15 protein-coding genes and 1 tRNA gene are annotated in these 19,450 nt (G+C 63.8%); 14 read left to right on the forward strand and 2 right to left on the reverse strand.

Translation table 11 applies throughout. The features are described from left to right. Window positions 1-11 precede the first annotated feature (11 nt). The 5 genes from sucC (at window position 12) to OU11_RS04305 (ending at window position 5,513) form a co-directional block, all read left to right on the forward strand. The gene (gene sucC, locus OU11_RS04285) at window positions 12-1,208 is read left to right on the forward strand and encodes an ADP-forming succinate--CoA ligase subunit beta (RefSeq protein WP_033514658.1); all 1,197 of its coding nucleotides are present in this window, start codon (window positions 12-14) and stop codon (window positions 1,206-1,208) included. Further along, entirely contained in the window at window positions 1,205-2,131 is a 927-nt protein-coding gene (sucD, locus tag OU11_RS04290) for a succinate--CoA ligase subunit alpha (RefSeq protein ID WP_033514659.1), read from the forward strand. The genes sucC and sucD overlap by 4 nt, the downstream gene beginning before the upstream one ends. Continuing rightward, the gene (locus OU11_RS08635) at window positions 2,128-3,462 is read left to right on the forward strand and encodes a cell division protein PerM (protein ID WP_052122619.1); all 1,335 of its coding nucleotides are present in this window, start codon (window positions 2,128-2,130) and stop codon (window positions 3,460-3,462) included. Before sucD ends, OU11_RS08635 begins: the two co-directional genes overlap by 4 nt. A 2-nt stretch (window positions 3,463-3,464) precedes the next feature. Beyond that, window positions 3,465-5,093 (forward strand): bifunctional phosphoribosylaminoimidazolecarboxamide formyltransferase/IMP cyclohydrolase, encoded by a 1,629-nt coding sequence (gene purH, locus OU11_RS04300; protein WP_033514660.1) that lies wholly within the window; start codon window positions 3,465-3,467, stop codon window positions 5,091-5,093. A 132-nt stretch (window positions 5,094-5,225) separates the two neighbouring features. Then, window positions 5,226-5,513, forward strand: coding sequence for a DUF3017 domain-containing protein (locus tag OU11_RS04305; protein ID WP_081963441.1), 288 nt, complete (start codon window positions 5,226-5,228; stop codon window positions 5,511-5,513). Here OU11_RS04305 and OU11_RS04310 read toward each other — a convergent pair. Next, window positions 5,427-6,428, reverse strand: a complete 1,002-nt coding sequence (locus OU11_RS04310) for an aquaporin (RefSeq protein WP_052122627.1) — start codon at window positions 6,426-6,428, stop codon at window positions 5,427-5,429. The genes OU11_RS04305 and OU11_RS04310 overlap by 87 nt on opposite strands. A 190-nt stretch (window positions 6,429-6,618) precedes the next feature. On the opposite strand from OU11_RS04310, the gene OU11_RS04315 reads away from it, so the two are divergent. The 9 genes from OU11_RS04315 to OU11_RS04355 all read left to right on the forward strand — a co-directional run bounded on the left by OU11_RS04315 (window position 6,619) and on the right by OU11_RS04355 (window position 18,143). Then, window positions 6,619-7,389 (forward strand): pseudouridine synthase, encoded by a 771-nt coding sequence (locus OU11_RS04315; protein WP_033514663.1) that lies wholly within the window; start codon window positions 6,619-6,621, stop codon window positions 7,387-7,389. Next, a complete protein-coding gene (gene der / locus OU11_RS04320; protein WP_033514664.1) occupies window positions 7,386-9,515 on the forward strand; it encodes a bifunctional cytidylate kinase/GTPase Der in 2,130 nt (709 codons plus the stop codon). Before OU11_RS04315 ends, der begins: the two co-directional genes overlap by 4 nt. 80 nt (window positions 9,516-9,595) lie before the next feature. Then, window positions 9,596-9,669, forward strand: a tRNA-Pro gene (locus OU11_RS04325). Between the two features lie 783 nt (window positions 9,670-10,452). After that, entirely contained in the window at window positions 10,453-11,850 is a 1,398-nt protein-coding gene (locus tag OU11_RS04330) for a UTP--glucose-1-phosphate uridylyltransferase (RefSeq protein WP_081963442.1), read from the forward strand. Between the two features lie 133 nt (window positions 11,851-11,983). After that, entirely contained in the window at window positions 11,984-13,912 is a 1,929-nt protein-coding gene (locus tag OU11_RS04335; RefSeq protein WP_033514666.1) for a helix-turn-helix transcriptional regulator, read from the forward strand. Between the two features lie 10 nt (window positions 13,913-13,922). After that, on the forward strand, window positions 13,923-14,243 hold the full coding sequence (locus tag OU11_RS04340; protein WP_033514667.1) for a hypothetical protein: 321 nt from the start codon (window positions 13,923-13,925) through the stop codon (window positions 14,241-14,243). A gap of 34 nt (window positions 14,244-14,277) precedes the next feature. Continuing rightward, window positions 14,278-16,863: a DEAD/DEAH box helicase gene (locus tag OU11_RS04345; protein WP_052122621.1), complete on the forward strand. Its 2,586-nt coding sequence runs from the start codon at window positions 14,278-14,280 to the stop codon at window positions 16,861-16,863. Between the two features lie 76 nt (window positions 16,864-16,939). After that, complete coding sequence (locus OU11_RS04350) at window positions 16,940-17,287, forward strand: RNA polymerase-binding protein RbpA (RefSeq protein WP_033514668.1); 348 nt, start codon at window positions 16,940-16,942, stop codon at window positions 17,285-17,287. 124 nt (window positions 17,288-17,411) lie between these two features. Next, window positions 17,412-18,143, forward strand: coding sequence for an HAD hydrolase-like protein (locus OU11_RS04355; protein ID WP_033514669.1), 732 nt, complete (start codon window positions 17,412-17,414; stop codon window positions 18,141-18,143). Window positions 18,144-19,081: 938 nt separating this feature from the next. Here the strand turns inward: OU11_RS04355 and OU11_RS04360 are convergent. Then, window positions 19,082-19,447, reverse strand: a complete 366-nt coding sequence (locus tag OU11_RS04360) for a hypothetical protein (RefSeq protein WP_033514670.1) — start codon at window positions 19,445-19,447, stop codon at window positions 19,082-19,084. Window positions 19,448-19,450 lie beyond the last annotated feature (3 nt).

Raw genomic sequence — 19,450 nt, forward strand, 5'->3', positions numbered from 1 at the left:
GGGAGTGATTGATGGATCTCTATGAATATCAGGCCAAGGAGCTGCTCGACGAGCAGGACATCCCGACGCCGCGCGCCATCTTCGCGCAGAACTCGCATGAGGTCGCCGAAGCGGCCGACGCACTGGGGTACCCCTGTGTGATCAAGGCCCAGGTCAAGATCGGTCACCGCGGGCAGGCCGGCGGCGTCAAGCTCGCCCGCACCCGCGATGAGGCCGTGCTGGCCGCGGAGCAGATCCTGCCGATGACGATCCACGGCCATAAGGTCCACGGCGTGCTGGTGGCGGAAGCCAAGAACATCCTGCACGAATACTACGTGTCGATCTCCGTGGACCGTTCCTCGCGCGACTTCGACGTGCTGGCCACCGCCAACGGCGGCACCGAGGTGGAGGAGATCGCCAAGGAGCATCCCGAAGCGGTCAAGCGCCTGCACATCACCTCCCTGGAGGATTTCGACATCGAGGCCGCCCGCCGCATGGCCAACGACATCGGCTTCTACCATGCCGACGAGGAACAGGCCGCGCAGATCCTGCTCAAGATGTGGAAGTGCTTCAAGGACAACGACGCCACCTTGGTGGAGATCAATCCGCTGGCCAAGATCGGCGACCCCGAGGACGAGTCCTCCAAGTCACTGTGCGCACTGGACGCCAAGATCTCCCTGGATGGCAATGCCTCGTTCCGGCATGACGGCTGGCACCGATTCGAGGACCCGGTCCATGAGGATCCGTTCGAACGCCGCGCCAACGAACACGGCCTGCATTACGTGCATCTTGACGGTGAGGTCGGTGTGATCGGCAACGGCGCCGGTCTGGTCATGAGCTCGCTCGACGCCGTATCCGGCGCGGGCGAGGATCAGGGCACCGGCATCAAACCCGCCAACTTCCTCGACATCGGAGGCGGCGCCTCGGCCGAGGTCATGAAGGAAAGCCTGCAGATCGTGCTGTCCGACCCCCAGGTGGAGTCGGTGTTCATCAACGTCTACGGCGGCATCACCTCCTGCGAGCAGGTGGCCGAGGGCATCCTCGAGGCGGTCGAGGCCCTGGAGGGCACCAAGCCCCTGGTGGTGCGGTTCGACGGCAACGCCGCGGCCGAGGGTCTGCGCATCCTGAAGGATGCCCGTAACGCCAGCATCCACGTATGCACCACCATGGAGGAGGCGGCCCAGCTCGCCGCCCGGATCGCCGCTGATGTCAAGGAGGCACAGGCATGAGTACGTTCATCGAGGACAACGCCCCGGTCATCGTCCAGGGCATGACCGGGCACCAGGGTATGACGCATACCGCCCGCATGCTCAAGGCCGGCACCAACATCGTAGGCGGGGTCAATCCGCGCAAGGCGGGCACCACGGTCACGTTCCCCGGCGCCCGCGACGGTGCCGACGCGCAGGTTCCCGTGTATGCCACCTGCGCCGAGGCCCGCGAGGCCACCGGCGCCCAGGCCAGCGTGGTGTTCGTGCCGCCCCGTTTCGCCAAGGACGCCATCGTCGAGGCCATCGAGGCGGGCATCGGGCTGATCGTCGTCATCACCGAAGGCATCCCGGTCGCCGATTCCGCCTACTGCGTCGAACTGGCGCAGCAGCGCGGCATCCGCATCGTCGGCCCGAACTGCCCCGGCCTGATCACCCTGTCCGCCACCGCCGGGGGACACGGGGTCAATCTCGGCATCATCCCCGACGGCATCGTCTCCCACGGTCCCCTGGGCCTGGTGTCCAAGTCCGGCACGCTGACCTATCAGCTGATGGGGGAGCTGTCCGACATCGGTTTCACCGCGTGTCTGGGCGCCGGCGGCGACCCGATCGTCGGCACCACGCTGCAGGAGGCATTGGAGGTCTTCGAGAACGATGACGCCACCAAGGCCGTCGTCATGATCGGCGAGATCGGCGGCACCGCCGAACAGGAGGCCGCGCAGTGGGCCTCCGAGCACATGACCAAGCCGATCGTCGCCTACATCGCGGGCTTCACCGCCCCCGAAGGCAAGCAGATGGGTCACGCCGGCGCCATCGTTTCCGGCGGCAAGGGCACCGCGCAGGACAAGAAGGACGCCCTTGAGGCCGTGGGTATCCGCGTGGGTCGCACCCCCGGTCAGACGGCCGAAATCATGCGCGCGGTCCTGGCGGAACGCAACATCGCATGAACGCAGCGCTCAAGGATGCCGGCAAGGGAGTGGGCGCGGCCGCGATCTCGGTGGTGATCGCCACGGCGGGCATCGGCCTGTATCTGGTGCTGACGCTGCTGGTGATCGCCATGGAGGAAGGCGGCGAGAACCTGTCCGTCTACGCCATGCCCTGCACCGAGACCGCGCTCCTGCTGGCGCAGGGCGTCGGATTCGACCTGGGTTCGTTCCGGCTCACCATCACGCCGTTGCTGCTGACACTGCTGCTGATCGGCATGATCCGGGCGTTCTGCCTGCGATGGAAGGTCCGGCTGCCAGGCTACGCCGGAGGTCTGGTGTGCTGGGTCGCGGTGGCGCTGACCATGGCCGGCGGCGTGAACGTGACGATTTTCGACCCCGCCTGGCTGATCGCGATCAAAAGCGCCCTGGTGTTCTCCCTGGGCTGGTTCACGGCCTACATCGGCCTGTCCGACGTCATGAACCGCGTACGCACCTGGATACGCGGAACGCTGGGCGCTTCGATACGCAACGCCGTGTTCTGCGCTCTGGCGATGACGCTGTGCATCACGGCCTGGTATCTGGTCCTCGGCCTGGTCTGCGCCATCGTGTGGATCTCGCTCAACCACAGCACGATAGGGGAGCTGTTCGCGTTGTCCGACATGCAGATCGGCTCACGGATCCTCACCACGGCGGCCTGCGTCGTCTGGTTGCCCAACCTGTGCCTGTGGGCCGTCTCATGGCTGTTCGGCCCCGGATTCTCCATCGGCGACATCGCCTCGTTCTCCCTGTGGCTCGGACAGTCGGACGGCCTGCCGGCGGTCCCGATCTTCGGCGCGTTCCCGGACGCCGTCGACAGCGATCCGGTACGCATCGCGCTCATGATGATTCCCGTCGTCACCGGATGCGTCGCCGGGATGCTGATTATGATCCTGCCCCAGGGGCTCCATATCCGTGCGCCGAAGACCGGCGACCGTCACGATCCGGTGCGCATGGTGCGCCTGTTCGCCAAGCCGGTGATCATCTCGCTGGCCACAATCGCGCTGGTCTCGACGATATTCGCGCTGCTGTTCGTCTGCTCGAACGGCGCATTGGGCCATGCCCGGCTATCGCACGTCGGCGTGGACGTCATGCAGTCCACGCGGACCATCGGTCAGGGCACGGCGTTGGGGCTTCTGGTGGCCTGGCTGCTGGTGCTGATTGGCGTCTATGCGATTTTCGGGATACGCTGGGCTCGTCGGGCGCTGCGCCGGTCTTCGGGAACGGCCGTTGACGCCGGCGATGCAGTCTCGGAAGTCCAACCGACCGCGGATTCCCGCACGGTGTTTTCCATGCCCACAACAAAGGAGGAATAAGGGTGGCAACAACAACTCGACCGATCCGCCGAGCCTTGGTTTCGGTGTTCCATAAGGAAGGCATCGAAGTGCTGGCACAGGCGTTCATCGCCGCCGGCACCGAGGTGGTCTCCACCGGTTCGACCGCCAAGCGTCTGGCCGAACTTGGCGTGTCCGTCACGGAGGTGTCCACCGTCACCGGCTTCCCCGAAAGCCTTGACGGCCGTGTCAAGACCCTCGATCCGCACATCCACGCGGGCATTCTGGCCGACATGACCAACCCGGATCATGTGGCGCAGCTGGAGCAGCTCGGCATCAAGCCCTTCGATCTGGTCGTCGTCAACCTCTACCCGTTCGCCGACACGGTGCGTTCCGGCGCCGACGAGGCCGCCACCATCGAGAAGATCGACATCGGCGGCCCGTCCATGGTGCGTGGCGCCGCCAAGAACAACGCGACCGTGGCCATCGTGACCGACCCGGCCGATTATGCGCTGGTCGCCCAGCGCGTGGCCGATGGCACCGGTTTCACGCTGGAGGAGCGCCGTTGGCTGGCCGCCAAGGCCTTCGCGCACACCGCCGCCTATGACGCCACGATCAGCGAGTGGACCGCCAAGCATTGGCCCAAGCCCTCCACCGTGGAGTCCTCCGGGGATACCGATGAGACCCCGGTCGACGAGGCGAAGTTCCCCGCCGCCTTCACCCGCACCTGGGACCGTTCCCACACGCTGCGGTACGGCGAGAACCCGCATCAGCAGGCCGCCCTGTATCTCGACCCGCTGAACCGGAACGGTTTCGCCCACGCCGAGCAGCTCGGCGGCAAGCCGATGAGCTACAACAACTATGTGGACGCCGACGCCGCCTGGCGTGCCGTCTGGGATTTCGCCCCGCAGATCGCCGTCGCCGTGGTCAAGCACAACAATCCATGCGGCCTGGCCGTCGGTGAGACCGTGGCCGAGGCCCACCGCAAGGCCCACGCCTGCGATCCGATGAGCGCCTACGGCGGCGTCATCGCGGCGAACTCCACCGTGACCCTGGAGATGGCCGAGGGAGTCCGCCCGATCTTCACCGAGGTCATCGTGGCCCCGGATTACGAGCCGGCCGCGCTGGAACTGCTGCAGACCAAGAAGAAGAACCTGCGCATCCTGAAGGTGACGGAGCCGCCGAAGGCCAAGACACAGTTCCGCGCCATCGACGGCGGCCTGCTCGTGCAGTCGACCGATCTGATCGACGCGACCGGCGATGATCCGAATGCGTGGAAGCTGGTGTCTGGAGAGCCGGCCGACGAAGCCACGCTGAAGGATCTCGAATTCGCGTGGCGCGCCGTGCGCTGCGTGAAGTCCAACGCCATCCTGCTGGCTCACGACCATGCCACGGTCGGCATCGGCATGGGACAGGTCAACCGCGTCGATTCGTGCAACCTGGCCGTCGAACGCGCCAACACGCTGGCGGACGGCGCCGACCGCGCCACCGGTTCCGTGGCGGCCTCCGACGCGTTCTTCCCGTTCGCCGACGGCGCCGAGATCCTCATCAAGGCCGGCGTGAAGGCCATCGTGCAGCCCGGCGGTTCGATCCGCGACGAGGAGGTGTTCGAAGCGGCGCGCAAGGCCGGTGTGACGATGTATGTCACCGGCACCCGCCACTTCTTCCACTGATCCTCGCGTTCCACGCATACGACAGGGCCGGTCGTGCGGGCTTCCGCACGGCCGGCCCTGTGACGTCCGGGCTGGATTCATCCGTGTATATTGGAGTTCAGCACGATTCACGCCATGCAGCGGGAGGTTGAGATGGCCGAGCATCCCTGGGTGTCCGAGGAGCATGAGGGCAAGCCCGTCTTCGAATGGGCCGTGGCGCTTGTAGTGGTCGTCTCCGCCATCGTGGCGGTGATCGGATACACGATGGCCGCCACGGTGATCATCGCCGTGGCGGCCATCGCAACCGGAATCCTCCGGCTGGTGCTACGGGAGCGCAGCCCCTGGAAAGTGCGGTCAGTCGCGTTCGACGCCGTCATTGGCATCGGTCTGGGCGTCGGCCTGCTGCTCACCTACTTCAGCATCGGCCTGCTCATCCACTGATGTATCCGCATCGGATTCCGGCACGTCGCCGTTGCCCGCAGTCTCGTCATCCGACACGTCGGACAACTCGGACTCGAACGAAGCGTCATCCTCATCGTCATCCGCAACGACCGCGGCACGTTCGGCGCGGGCGCTGACCATCATCTGCGCCACGATCATCGGCAGGGCCACCAGCGCGGCCGCCAGAATCGGGCAGATCCAGAACACCCACAGCTGATCGAGCGGATTCTGCGTCAGCCCCTCGCCCGCGGAGAACACGGCGAGACCGGTGGCGCGGACCGGGTTCAGGGCGGCGCCGGTCACCGGGGCGGCCACGGCGGCCGCGGCACCGTAGGCCACGCCCATACCCAGCGCATAGCCCGGTCGGGCCTGACCACGCTCGTCGGTCAGACGCATCGCGGTACCCACTATGACCAGCCCGGCCATCACCTCCACGACGATCGCCGCGGTGATGCCGAACGAGACCCCGACCTGATTCAACTGCCCGTACGAGAACGAGCCGTTGTCGAAGCCGTTGTTCGCGTACGACATCCACTGCGAGGCGGTCACGGCGTCGGAGGTCGGCAGCAGGGCCTTGACGGTCAACGCGCCGGCGGCGAGCGCACCCAGCACCTGGGCCACGATGGCCAGCACGCCATCCAGCAGACGGGTCTTGGAAACCAGCATCGCGGCCACGGTGACGGCGGGGTTGAACTGGCAGCAGCACACACGTCCGAGCATGAAGGTCACCGCGCCGTAGATCAGGCCGGTGGCGATCGCCACGAAGGACAGGTACGGGCCATACAGCGTCAGGCCGATGGTGCTGAACAGATAGATGCCCAGGCAGATCAGGAAGCTGCCCACCAGTTCGCCGCCCACACGCAGGAGGAGCGACGCCGTAGCGGTGGACGCCGGTTCGGGCCGTGTCGATTCCACAGCAGTCATAACAATCAGAGTTCCTTTTATGTTGTGTGATGTTGTCGTCGGTGCGGGCACCGGGCCCGCCGAACGAGTGTCATAGTACCAGCCCCACCATGGAATGCCGGGAAACGTTCCGGCATCGAGGCGGTCGATACCCGCGGCTATGATATTGCCGTCCATTTATTCCGGCCACGTTGGGAGAACGATGCCAAACGCATATTCCCGCGCCGCCAAGGCGCATGACAACACCGATGGAATCCGTCTGCAGAAGCTGCTGGCCCAGGCTGGATTCGGTTCACGACGCAAATGCGAGGAGATCATCCTCGACGGTCGTGTGGAGGTCGACGGCGAACTGGTGACCGAGCTGGGCACCCGCGTCGATCCCAAGAAGCAGCAGGTCCGCGTCGATGGATCGCGCGTCAGGATCAATCCGAACCACGTCACGCTCGCCCTGAACAAGCCCCGCAAGGTGCTCAGCACCATGGACGACCCAAAGGGCCGCTACACGTTGCGCGACATCGTCGGGGACAAGTACGAGCGCATCTTCCACATGGGCCGTCTCGACTATGATTCCGAGGGCCTGATCCTCATGACGAACGACGGCGAACTCAGCCAGCACGTCATGCACCCCAAGTACGAGGTCGCCAAGACCTACATCGCCACGCTCGAAGGCAAGATCGGCGGCAACGTGTGCCGCCGTCTGGTCTCCCAGGGCGTGCAGCTCGACGACGGTTGGATCAAGCTCGACCACTGCGCCATCCTGGATTCCAACCGCGACACCACGCTGGTCAAGGTGGTGCTGCACTCGGGCAAGAACCGTGTGGTCCGCCGCATCTTCGGCGCCGTCGGGTTCCCCGTCAAGCGTCTGGTGCGCACGCAGATCGGCCCGATCAAGCTGGGCGATCTGAAACCCGGATCCTACCGCGTGCTCTCGCAGACCGAGGTGCGCTCGCTCTCGAAGGAGGTCGGACTGTGATCCGTGTAGCCATCGACGGTCCCGCAGGCGTCGGCAAGTCGTCCACGTCCAAGGCGCTGGCCCGCCATTTCGGGTTCGCCTATCTGGATACCGGCGCGATGTACCGCGCCTGCGCCTGGTGGTGCATGCAGCGGGGCATCGATCTGGATGCCGAGCAGGTGGACGAGCAGCTGGTCACCGAAACGGTGGCTGAGTTCTTCACCGAAGGCCATTTCGATATCGGCGTCGACCCGTCCGATCCCAAGGTGTTGGCCGACGGCGAGGACATCAGCGCCGCCATCCGCGCCTCCGAAGTCTCCTCGCATGTGTCGAAGGTCTCGAACATCATCCCGGTCCGTCACGTGCTGATCGCCGCGCAGCGCGCCTACATCGCGCGTGAGAACGCCGAGGATTCGTTCTCCGGCGGCGCGGGCATCGTGGCCGAGGGCCGCGACATCACCACGGTGGTGGCCCCGGACGCTGAGGTGCGCGTGCTGCTGACCGCCCGCGAGGAGGTGCGGCAGGCCCGCCGTACCGGGCAGGCCGCCAAGGGCGTCGGCGGCGAGGACGTGGCCGCGCGCGACCGCGCCGATTCGAAGGTCACGAGCTTCCTGGAGGCCGCCGACGGCGTGATGACCGTCGACAACTCCGATATGGACTTCGACGAGACCCTGGCCGTGCTCGTGCATATCGTCGAGGACGCGATCGAGGAACAGGAGTACGAACGGTATGCCGCGAACCTGAGCGGCTACGAGCTCGACGAGGGCGACGAGGCGCTGATCGACGGCTCCGCGTTCGACGACCGGTCCGTGGCGTACACGCCGAAGGCCGTGGGCGTGCTGGCGATTGTGGGCCGGCCGAACGTGGGCAAGTCCACGCTGGTCAACCGTGTGCTGGGCCGCCGCGCCGCCGTGGTGGAGGATACGCCGGGCGTGACGCGCGACCGCGTCAGCTATGACGCCGAATGGGCGGGCACCGACTTCAAACTCGTCGACACCGGCGGTTGGGAGGCCGACGTCGAGGGCATCGACTCCGCCATCGCCTCGCAGGCGCAGATCGCCGTGCAGCTGTCCGACGCCGTGGTGCTCGTGGTCGACGGACAGGTGGGGCTGACGGCCACCGACGAGCGCATCGTGAAGATGCTGCGCGCCTCCGGCAAGCCGGTGACGCTGGCCGTGAACAAGGTCGACGACCGCGAAAGCGAATACATGGCAGCCGAATTCTGGAAGCTCGGCCTGGGCGAGCCGTATCCGGTCTCGGCCATGCACGGCAGGGGAGTGGGCGATCTGCTCGACGCCGCACTCGACAATCTGAAGAAGGCGGAGAAGACCTCCGGGTTCCTGACGCCATCGCATCTGCGCCGCGTGGCGCTGGTCGGCCGACCGAACGTCGGCAAGTCGTCGCTGCTCAACCAGCTGGCGCACGAGCAGCGCGCGGTGGTCAACGATCTGGCGGGCACCACGCGTGATCCGGTCGACGAAGTGGTGAACGTGGACGGCGAGGACTGGCTGTTCATCGATACGGCCGGCATCAAGCGCCGTCTGCACAAGGTGTCGGGCGCCGACTACTATTCGTCGCTGCGCACGCAGGCCGCCATCGAACGCGCCGAGCTGGCGCTGGTCCTGTTCGATGCCTCGCAGCCGATCTCCGACCAGGATCTGAAGGTGATGAGCCAGGCCGTGGACGCCGGCCGCGCGATCGTGCTGGTGTTCAACAAGTGGGACGCGATGGACGAGTTCGACAAGCAGCGTCTGGAACGCCTGTGGATCACCGAATTCGACCGCGTGACCTGGGCGCAGCGCGTGAACCTGTCGGCCAAGACTGGCTGGCATACGAACCGTCTGGCCTCGGCCATGCGCAAGGCGTTGGAGTCCTGGGACCAGCGTGTGCCCACCGGCAAGCTCAACGCGTTCCTGGGCCGCGTGCAAGCCGCGCATCCGCATCCGCTGCGTGGCGGCAAGCAGCCGCGCATCCTGTTCGCCACGCAGGCCTCGAACCGCCCGCCGCGCTTCGTGATCTTCGCCACCGGGTTCCTGGAGCACGGCTACCGCCGCTATCTGGAACGCTCGCTGCGTGAGGAGTTCGGCTTCGAGGGCACCCCGATCCAGATCTCGGTGAACATCCGAGAGAAGAAGCGCCGCAAGTAGGCTCAGGAGCTGCGCGACGCGCCACGATTTGGCTTATACGGGTTTCGTGGTAAGCTGTCCTCTTGTGCGAAAGCACAGTTCGGGCCGTAGCGCAGCTTGGTAGCGCACTTGACTGGGGGTCAAGGGGTCGCGGGTTCAAGTCCCGCCGGCCCGACAATTAGGGTGGAAACCATCAGGTTTCCACCCTTTTGCTTTTCGGACGCGTGGTCGGATGCGTTCCAGCTACACGGCCTCTACAGGAACCCCGGCCACATGGCCTACAGGAACCAAACCGTTGCGCTACGCGCAAAGCCCACCACCACTTAAACTTCAACACGCCCGACCTCTGCGGACTCTGACACATCGTGACCGTGATCTAATCATCAAAACGGCGTTATTCCGCCGATCCTGAAAAGTGTCACGGTCACAAAAGTGTCAGAGTCCAGAGAATCCGCGCATGTCGCGCCCATGGACACCGCTCTGCGGCATCAGTTTCAGACAACTTGTCCACTGACGGTAGAGATTGTCCACTGGCGGTAGCGATAGTCCACTGGCGGTAGATTCCGGTTTCGTATCCCCATTGCACGTCGACATGCAGAACCCATCCACATAAAGGTCAACGACGATAGGACCCGAACACAGGACAAAGGCATCACCAATACGGCGGGTTTTCGGGCCGACACAATATGCGTTGGCGCTGTCCACTTGCCGATGGGCAAGTATTTGGTGACGAAACAACACGTGACTTCGAACACGGCCGTACCGCGAAACACGTTCCGTCCGCCCCGCCATCGCAACACATCCGCAGGCTCTTCACCTATTGTTCACCCGGCACGGGGGCGAGAACGCCGCCATGCCCACGTCGTGCGGCTAGACTGTTGAGATATTGGTTACGCACAACAGCTCCGAGGAAAGGGTAGGGGACGTGAGCGACGTATTCGAGCATTCGGCCGAGAAGATGAAGGCCAACGGCATGAGCGACACGGCGGTCGCCCAGTTCAAGCGGCTGTACGACGTCTGGCGCCATGAGGAGGCCAGCAGCTGGATTCGCGAGGATGACGTGGAGCCGCTGACCGGCGTGCCCAGCTTCCACGATGTCTACAAGACCATCGACCACGACAAGGCGGTCGACGCCTTTGCCAAGACGGCGTTCCTCAAGCTCAACGGCGGTCTGGGCACCTCGATGGGCCTGGAATGCGCCAAGTCGCTGCTGCCGGTGCGCCGCCACAAGGCCAAGCAGATGCGCTTCATCGACATCATCATCGGCCAGGTGGTCACGGCCCGCACCCGGTTAGACGTCAAGCTGCCGCTGACGTTGATGAACTCGTTCCGCACCTCAGAGGACACGATGAAGGTGCTCAAGGCCAACCGTCGCTTCGTGCAGAACGATGTGCCGATGGAGATCATCCAGCATGTCGAGCCGAAGATCGTGGCCGAGACCGGCGACCCCGTATCGTTCCCCGAGAATCCCGATCTCGAATGGTGCCCGCCGGGCCACGGCGACCTGTACTCCACGATCTGGGAGTCCGGTCTGCTGGACATTCTGGAGGAGCAGGGCTTCCAGTACCTGTTCATCTCCAATTCCGACAATCTGGGCGCACGCCCCTCGCGTACGCTCGCCCAGCATTTCGAGAACACGGGCGCGCCGTTCATGGTGGAGGTGGCCACCCGCACCTACGCCGACCGCAAGGGCGGACACATCGTGCGCGACAAGGCGACCGGCCGGCTGCTGCTGCGTGAGATGAGCCAGGTGCACGACGACGACAAGGCGGCCGCGCAGGACATCGCGAAGCACCCGTATTTCAACACCAACAGCATCTGGGTGCGCATCGACGCGTTGAAGGCCAAGCTCGCCGAATACGACGGCGTGCTGCCGCTACCGGTGATTCGCAACTTCAAGACCGTGGACCCCACCGATCCCGACACCGAAAAGGTCGTGCAGCTGGAGACGGCGATGGGCGCGGCCATCAGCCTGTTCGACGGCGCCATCTGCGTGCAGGTGGACCGCATGCGCTTCCTGCCGGTCAAGACCACCAACGACCTGTTCATCATGCGGTCGGACCGTTTCCACCTGACCGACACCTATGAGATGGAGGACGGCAACTACATCTTCCCGAACGTGGACCTTGACCCGCGCTACTACAAGAACATCAACGACTTCAACGAGCGGTTCCCGTACTCGGTGCCGTCGCTGGCCGCCGCCAACTCGGTGACGGTCCGCGGCGACTGGACCTTCGGACAGAACGTCATCATGTTCGCCGACGCCACACTCGAGGATACGGGACGACCCAGCTACGTGCCCAACGGCGAATACGTGGGACCGCAAGGCATCGAGCCGGACGATTGGGCGTTCTGACCCCACCGCGGACAAGAAAACGCCACTATTTTCAGAAAATACGCCCGAACGGAGTAAAAACACTCTAATATGGAACAAGGTGTGCGGTAACGCGCATACCTACATACAGGACTCTAACGAACCGTGAGGACGAATGGCAGAGGGTAGCAACGGAAGACGTCGTTTCTCCGACAAATGGGGCAAGCACGAGCTTGACGTGCTGGCTGTGCTGTCGTCAGCCTTCCCGCAATGGCTGACCTCCCGTCAGATCGCGCAGCGAGTCAAGGCGTACGCCGACTCCTACGGGGAGTTGGCCGATCAGGCGGCCAAGGCCGCGTTCGCCAAGCAGTTCCAGCGCGACCGCGCCAAGCTCGCCGCCATGGGCATCGCCATCGAATCGCGCCAGCCGGAGTATTCGTCGAAGTCGGAAGGTCAGGATTTCGCGTCCTACCGTCTGCAGTTGGGCGACGACCCCCGCATCCGCCTGCGTTTCGCGCAGGAGGATCTGCCGATTCTGGCTGCCGCCAACTATCTGGCCCGCTCGATGTCGATCTCCTCGGCCCCCTCGCAGCAGCAGATGCAGCAGCATGCCTCCCGCACCGCGCCGCGCGTGCCGCAGACCCCCATCCCCGGACTGGGACTGGACTCGATCGCGCCGGGACTCGGGACGCAGGCGATTCCCGAAGCGCTGGTGAAGGTCATTGATTCGCGACGTTTCGCGGCGACCATCGACGTCGACGGGGAACTGCTCAACGTCGCCTACACCGATTCCGATGATCTGGCCATGTTCGTGCTGCAACACCCCGGTGCCACCATCGTCAGCCCGCAGGAGGCTGTGGACGCCTTCCACCGTCGCCTCAACGCGGCGGCGCAGTTCCAGCTTGCCGACGAATCGGTCAGCCCCGCCACGGCCACCGTGGTCTCCCCGTCCATCAGCCGCCAGTCGGACCAGGACGAGGACGATCCCGAGCAGATGGCCGCGAACCAGAAGAAGAGCGCCTCGTTCCAGACCGGCAGCGAGGTCGACCGCCGTCTGCGGCTGATGCTGTTCCTGTCGGCGCACCTGGGGGAGGAGTTCTCCCTGGCCGAGCTGGCCGAACGCTTCATCGGCACCCCGAAGAACGAGGATGAGCGGCGCAAGCATATCGCCACCATCCACAAGGACATCAACACCCTGACCACGGTTTCCGACGACGGCGAGATGGCCGGCAGCCAGTTCTTCGACATCGACTGGTCGCTGCTGGATTCCGAAGGCATCGTGTCCGCCACGAACTCCCTGGGCCTGGAACGGCTGGCTGGCATCTCCCCGCAGTATCTGAGCATGCTGACGGCCTCGGTCAACTATCTGGCGCATTCGCCGCTGCTGCCGGACGACCAGCGCGCCAAGGCGGATTCGCTGTTCCACAGGCTGCGCCGGTATGTGGAGCCGGGGGAGATCCCATGGCTGAGCCTGACCGGATACGAGGTGGAACCGCACAGCTTCTCGGTCGTCAAGCGCGCGATCTCCACCGATTCCCTGCTCGATATGGAGTATACGGACGGTTCGGGCCGCACCCGCCGCAAGCTGGTGGCCCCGGCCAAGATCTTCGTGGACGAGGGAGCGTACTACACGGCCGTGTGGACCGATGTGGCCGACGCCGCCCCCAAGGACAAACTCAAGTATGTCAAGAAGGACATGACGATCAACAAGGCCACCGGCCAGCCCCGAATCTGGCAGACGCTGCGTCTGGCCCGCATCGAGCGCGCCGAACTGGTCAAGCCCACGCAGAAGGTCGATATTCCCGATGTGCCGGTCAGCGAGCTGCGCAAGTGGAATTTCGACAACGGCACCCCCGCGGTGTTCATCACCGACCAGCCGCATCTGCCGTTCATCAAGACCCTGCCCGGCGCCACGGTGGAAAGCTGCGGCTCGGGCGAGAAGGTGCATCTGACGGTGTCCTCCGACTCCTGGTTCGTGGCCTTCTGCATCTCCCATGCCCGGCATATCCTGGCCGTCGCGCCGGAGACGCTGCGCACGATGATCATCGCCCGCGCGCAGCGTGAGCTCAGCGTCGGTCATCACGACGAGCCCTCGCAGCAGTAGGGGAATTGTCATGCCGTGGTGGATCTGGCTGCTGTTGGTGCTGTTCATGCTGGTGATGCTTCTCGCCGGTCTGGGGTACGCCGCATGGCACCTGTGGAAGGGGTTCCGCAAGGTCGCCGACACCGGAGCGGTCATCGGCGAGCATATGGCGGCCTTCGATGACGTTGCCGCGTCTTCGGAACCGGATATGGCGCCCGCGTTCACCCAACCGTTGCGTGCCACCATGGACCGATACAGCGACGCGCACGCCGACGTCATCCGCCGACGGGCGGGCAAACGCGAGCGTCATGTCGAGGCGTGGTCGCGCTGGCGTCGATTCAACAACGACTGAGAACGATTGAGACAGAACGGAGCACGGTTTCACCATGCCACGTCGCCATCACCGCCGCATCGCCGGCGATGCCACACCGACGCCCGGTTCCGGGCCCTCGCCTTCGCAGCGTTATGCGGCGTTCCGCAAAACCCAGCAACGCCGTTCCTCGGTGGCGGAACGGTTCGCGCAGACGCTGCCGTTCGAGATGGACGATTTCCAGCGCGAGGCCAATGACGCGCTGGAGGCCGACCACAACGTGCTGGTGGCGGCCCCGACCGGCGCGGGCAAGACCATCGTCGCCGATTTCGCCATCTATCTGGCGCAGCATCGCAACGTCAAGGCGTTCTACACCACGCCGATCAAGGCGTTGAGCAACCAGAAGTACCACGATCTGGTGGCCGTATACGGGACGGAACGCGTCGGTCTGCTCACCGGCGACACCTCAATCAACTCCGAGGCGGACATCGTGGTGATGACCACCGAGGTGCTGCGCAACATGCTGTACGAGCATTCGTCGACGCTGACCGCGCTGCGATACGTCATCCTCGACGAGGTGCACTATCTGGCGGACCGGTTCAGGGGACCGGTGTGGGAGGAGGTCATCATCCACCTGCCCGAGAGCGTGCGTATCGTCGCGCTGTCCGCCACGGTCTCCAACGTCGAGGATTTCTCGGGATGGCTGTCCTCGGTGCGCGGCGAGACCACGCTGATCGTCTCCGAACGCCGTCCCGTGCCGTTGGAACAGCATGTGATGGTTCAGGCCGACGACCGCACCGAACCCGAGCTCATCGACCTGTATCGGCATGATTCCGCGGGCCGGACCACCACCGCGCTGAACGCGCAACTCGTCCACCGTCTCGACCAACTGGACCGTCAGGCGGCCCGCCGAGCGGGGGAGGGACGTGCGGACAAACGCCGGCGCCGCGGCGATCAGGACCGTCCGCGCCGCAGACCGGAACGCCACGTTCCCCGACGCTGGGCGGTGGTGGACGAGCTCAACTTCCTGGGCCTGCTGCCCGGCATCTACTTCATCTTCTCGCGCAACGGCTGCGACCAGGCCGTCGAACAATGCCTGAACGCCGGACTGGAGCTGACCGATGACGATGAGGTCCGACGCATCCGCCGCATCGTGGACGAGATGGTCGAGGGGCAGCTGAGCGCGGAAGATCTCAAGGCGTTGCAGTTCTCGAAGTTCCGTTTCGCGCTCGAGGAGGGGTTCGCCTCCCATCACGCGGGTATGATCGCCCTGTTCCGGCAGATCGTCGAACGTCTGTTCGAAGAGGGGCTGATCAAGATGGTGTTCGCCACCGAGACCCTGGCGCTCGGCATCAACATGCCGGCACGCTGCGTGGTGGTCGAGAAACTGGAGAAATTCGACGGCACCGGGCATGTGGCGTTGACGCCGGGGGAGTTCACCCAGTTGACCGGCCGTGCCGGACGCCGCGGCATCGATACGATCGGCCACGCGGTGGTGGTGGACCATCACGGTTTCCTGCCGGCCACCGCGGCCGCGCTGTCCAGCAAGCGCGTCTATCCGATTCATTCGAGTTTCCGGCCGACCTTCAATATGGCGGTCAACCTGCTGCATTCCAGCGATGTGCGCACGGCACGCGTCACCCTCGACCATTCGTTCGCCCAATGGGAGGCGAACGAGTCCGCAGGACAGCTCGAAACGCAGATGACCACGCTGGAGCACGCCATCGAAGGCTATGAGCTGGCGTTCGCCTGCGAACATGGCGATTTCAGGGAATTCATGACGATCCGCATGCAGCTGACCGAACTGGAACGCAACACACGCCGACGCATCAAGCGTGAACCGTTCCGTTCCGAGCAGGAACGCAGCCGGGCGCTGCGCGAGGTCGACCGACGCATCGCACAGCTGCGCGGCGCGGAACAGGGCCATCCCTGCCGGCAATGCCCCGACCTGCAGCGACACCTGACCTGGGGTCACCGCTGGGCCAGGGAGATGCGCGAACTCGAACGGGTGCGGCATCGGTATGATTCACGCACCGGTTCGGTGGCACGGCAGTTCGACCGGATTTGCACGATCCTCACCGCATTGGGGTATCTGGACGAAACCGTGGATGCCGGGCGTTCCGACTTCCATCTGACCCAGGCCGGGCAGTTGCTCCGTCACCTGTACAGCGAACAGGATCTGACGCTGGCCCAGGCCCTGCGCGAAGGCGTGTTCGACGGATTGACGCCCCCGCAGATGGCGGCGGTGGCCTCGTCTCTGATCTACGAGGCCCGGCGGGGCGGCGGGGGAGAACCGCGCCACTATCCGGGCGGACATCGCGGCGCGGTGGCCATGGCCGCGGAACAGCTGCGCCATATCGCGACCCGCGTCGAGGACCTGTGCGAGGATGCGGGGTTGGAAAGGCCGCGTCAGCTGGATTTCGGCATGGCGGATATCATCCACGAATGGGCGCAGGGGGAGAGCCTTTCCCGTGTGCTGTACGGCACGGAGATGACCGGCGGCGACTTCGTGCGCAATGCGAAACGGCTTGCGGACGTCCTTCAGCAGATTGCGGTGGCCGAACCCTATCTGGGTGACCATGCGGAGGAGTTGGCGGACACCGCGCGACTGGCCGCCGACCAGGTCAACCGCGGCATCGTGGCGTATTCAGGGGTCGACTGATGGCGGAACCGGGAATACCCGGCACGTCCGAACTGTTTTGTAGCGTGGAAGCAACACATAAGGAGGCATAGGCACCATGGCAGAACGCAGCCTGCGAGGCATGAGCATTGGAGCGAAATCGCTGGAATCCGACGAGAACGTGGATTTCGCTGCCAGAAACGACGTGGCATACGTCTGTCCGAAGGGACATCGGACGATTCTGCCGTTCGCGGAAGAGGCCGAGGTGCCCAACGAGTGGGAATGCCGTTGCGGCGCCACGGCGCATCGCGAAGGCGACGAGGATGCGGAGGCCAACGAGATTACCAAGCCGACGCGCACCCACTGGGATATGCTGCTCGAACGCCGCAGCATCGAGGAATTGCAGACCCTGCTGGAAAAGCGGTTGCAGATGCACCGCGACGGCTGGATTCCCGATTACGAGTGACGGGATTTTCCCCGACAGTCGTTTGGAATTCGGTGCCCGGTCATCTTGGCCGGGCACACTGGTGAATCGGCATCTTGGCCCTTGGCCGCTTTGCCCGCATCAATCGCCTGAGAGGAGCATGACCATGGCGAACCATCCGAAGAACGTCGTCCTGCTGGATCTGGACGGCACGCTCACGCAATCCGACCCGGGCATCATCGCCTGCGTCATCAAGGCGTTCGAGGGGCTGGGGCTGCCCGTGCCGGATGACGAGGAGCTGCATCGCTTCATCGGCCCGGCCATCATCGAATCGCTCCGTCGCAACCATGTGCCCGAGGACATGCTGGACCGCGGCGTGGAGATCTATCGTGACTTCTACGCCAACCAGGCCATCTTCGACGATCCGAACAACCCGGGCCAGAAGGTTCCGGGCCGTCTGGTCAACACCGTGTACAAGGGGATTCCCGAGCAGCTCGCGCAGCTGCGCGCCAAGGGATACTATCTGGCCATCGCCACCTGCAAGCCCGAATACCAGGCCTTGCCGATCTGCGAGCATTTCCATGTCAATGAGATGGTGGACGGCATCTACGGAGCCAGCCGCGACAATTCCCGCATCGACAAGGACCAGGTGATCCGCTATTGCTTCGACCTGATCGGTTTTGACGCCGAAGCCGGCGACCGTGCCGTCATGGTGGGCGACCGCTGGACCGACATCGACGGCGCGCGAGCCTGCGGCATCGACACGATTGGCTGCCGTTGGGGCTATGCGGAGCCGGGGGAGATGGAGGAGCACGGCGCGGCCGTCATCATCGACAGCGTGGACCAGCTCACCGACGCTGTGGACCAGTATTTCGCATCCAGCACGGCGCTCAATTAGGAAATACCGTTTTCGGGATTTGTGTACCGCACCACGGTGGTACGGTACACAAATCCCAAACAGCCATTTTTGGCGGTTCCGTACCATGCCATCGTGGTACGCAATTCCCAAAGAGCACTTTCGATGGTTCCGTACCGTACCACGATGGTACGCAATCCTAAAAAGCCATTTCCTGTGGTTCCGTACCGTACCACTGTGGTACAAAATCCCGAAAAGCCCATTTCGATGATTCCGTACCGTACCACAAGCCTGTGCCGTATTGAAGAATGGCGGAATTCCGTCGTTTGTAATTCAAGCGGTGGTTCGTGGTACGGTACGGAACGAGTTGTACAGGGATTTTGACGTTCTGTACCACAACGGGACACACTAGAACTCCAGAGAACCACAAATCTCCAGAAGAATACAGGACCCAGAGAAACACAGAACTCCAGAGAACTCCAGAGAGACACTGATCTCCAGAAGAATACAGAGCCCAAAGAAACCATAGAATTCCAGAGAAACAGAGAACCCCAAAAGAATACAGAATCCCAAAACCCACAGAACTCCAAAAGAATACAGAGCCCAAAGAAACCACAAAACTGCAAAGGAGAATACAGAACTTCAGAAAATCACAGAACCACAGGAGAACTCAGGAGAATACAGAACCACAGCGATGACACGGTCCCACAAGCGACACATTGAATCGGAGCGCCATACGTTCGTTATTATCCGATAATGTACGTTATGTCAGATTTACAAGACAGATATGTCAGATTTACAAGACCAACAGGTAAACATACCATCACCTACCTCATTCTGTGACGCTACCTCACCCTGTGACTCTGGCACTTCCTGTGACTCTGACACAATGGGAAAACCCGGAAAATCAACGTTTTAGGGAATAGATCACGGTCACGATGTGTCAGAGTCCGGTTTGGCGCTCGGGTGTACGGCGGAATTCACCGGGCGTTCGGGTGGATGGCGGCGCCCAGCTCGGTATACATGGAGCGTCTGGCCTGCAGGAACATCAGCACCAGCTCCGCGGCGATCAGCAGAATCAGCACCATGCCGGCAGGCCATGCCGCCTTGAGATAGAATCCCCGAGCCGCTGAGCCGAAGGATCCGATACACACCTTGCCGATGACAAATGGCACGGCTGCAAGTACAACCGACGCGAACTGGGCGCCGATCACGCCCCAGCTCACCTGATCGACCGGCGGATGACCGGGTTGCAGCAGTTTGCCGCGAATCACACAGAGCACGCAGATGACAATCATCCAGACCACGGCGATGATCCACACCAGCGCCGGCAGCACATCAAGCATGCG

This window comes from Bifidobacterium pullorum DSM 20433, assembly GCF_000771405.1.
In the GTDB taxonomy this organism is placed as follows: Bacteria; Actinomycetota; Actinomycetes; order Actinomycetales; family Bifidobacteriaceae; genus Bifidobacterium; species Bifidobacterium pullorum.

Coding starts and splice junctions, on each gene's coding strand:
- sucC (WP_033514658.1), top strand. CDS start 12: ATGGATCTCTATGAATATCAGGCCAAGGAGCTGCTCGACGAGCAGGAC.
- sucD (WP_033514659.1), top strand. CDS start 1,205: ATGAGTACGTTCATCGAGGACAACGCCCCGGTCATCGTCCAGGGCATG.
- OU11_RS08635 (WP_052122619.1), top strand. CDS start 2,128: ATGAACGCAGCGCTCAAGGATGCCGGCAAGGGAGTGGGCGCGGCCGCG.
- OU11_RS04305 (WP_081963441.1), top strand. CDS start 5,226: ATGGCCGAGCATCCCTGGGTGTCCGAGGAGCATGAGGGCAAGCCCGTC.
- OU11_RS04315 (WP_033514663.1), top strand. CDS start 6,619: ATGCCAAACGCATATTCCCGCGCCGCCAAGGCGCATGACAACACCGAT.
- OU11_RS04330 (WP_081963442.1), top strand. CDS start 10,453: ATGAAGGCCAACGGCATGAGCGACACGGCGGTCGCCCAGTTCAAGCGG.
- OU11_RS04335 (WP_033514666.1), top strand. CDS start 11,984: ATGGCAGAGGGTAGCAACGGAAGACGTCGTTTCTCCGACAAATGGGGC.
- OU11_RS04340 (WP_033514667.1), top strand. CDS start 13,923: ATGCCGTGGTGGATCTGGCTGCTGTTGGTGCTGTTCATGCTGGTGATG.
- OU11_RS04345 (WP_052122621.1), top strand. CDS start 14,278: ATGCCACGTCGCCATCACCGCCGCATCGCCGGCGATGCCACACCGACG.
- OU11_RS04350 (WP_033514668.1), top strand. CDS start 16,940: ATGGCAGAACGCAGCCTGCGAGGCATGAGCATTGGAGCGAAATCGCTG.
- OU11_RS04355 (WP_033514669.1), top strand. CDS start 17,412: ATGGCGAACCATCCGAAGAACGTCGTCCTGCTGGATCTGGACGGCACG.
- OU11_RS04360 (WP_033514670.1), bottom strand. CDS start 19,447: ATGCTTGATGTGCTGCCGGCGCTGGTGTGGATCATCGCCGTGGTCTGG.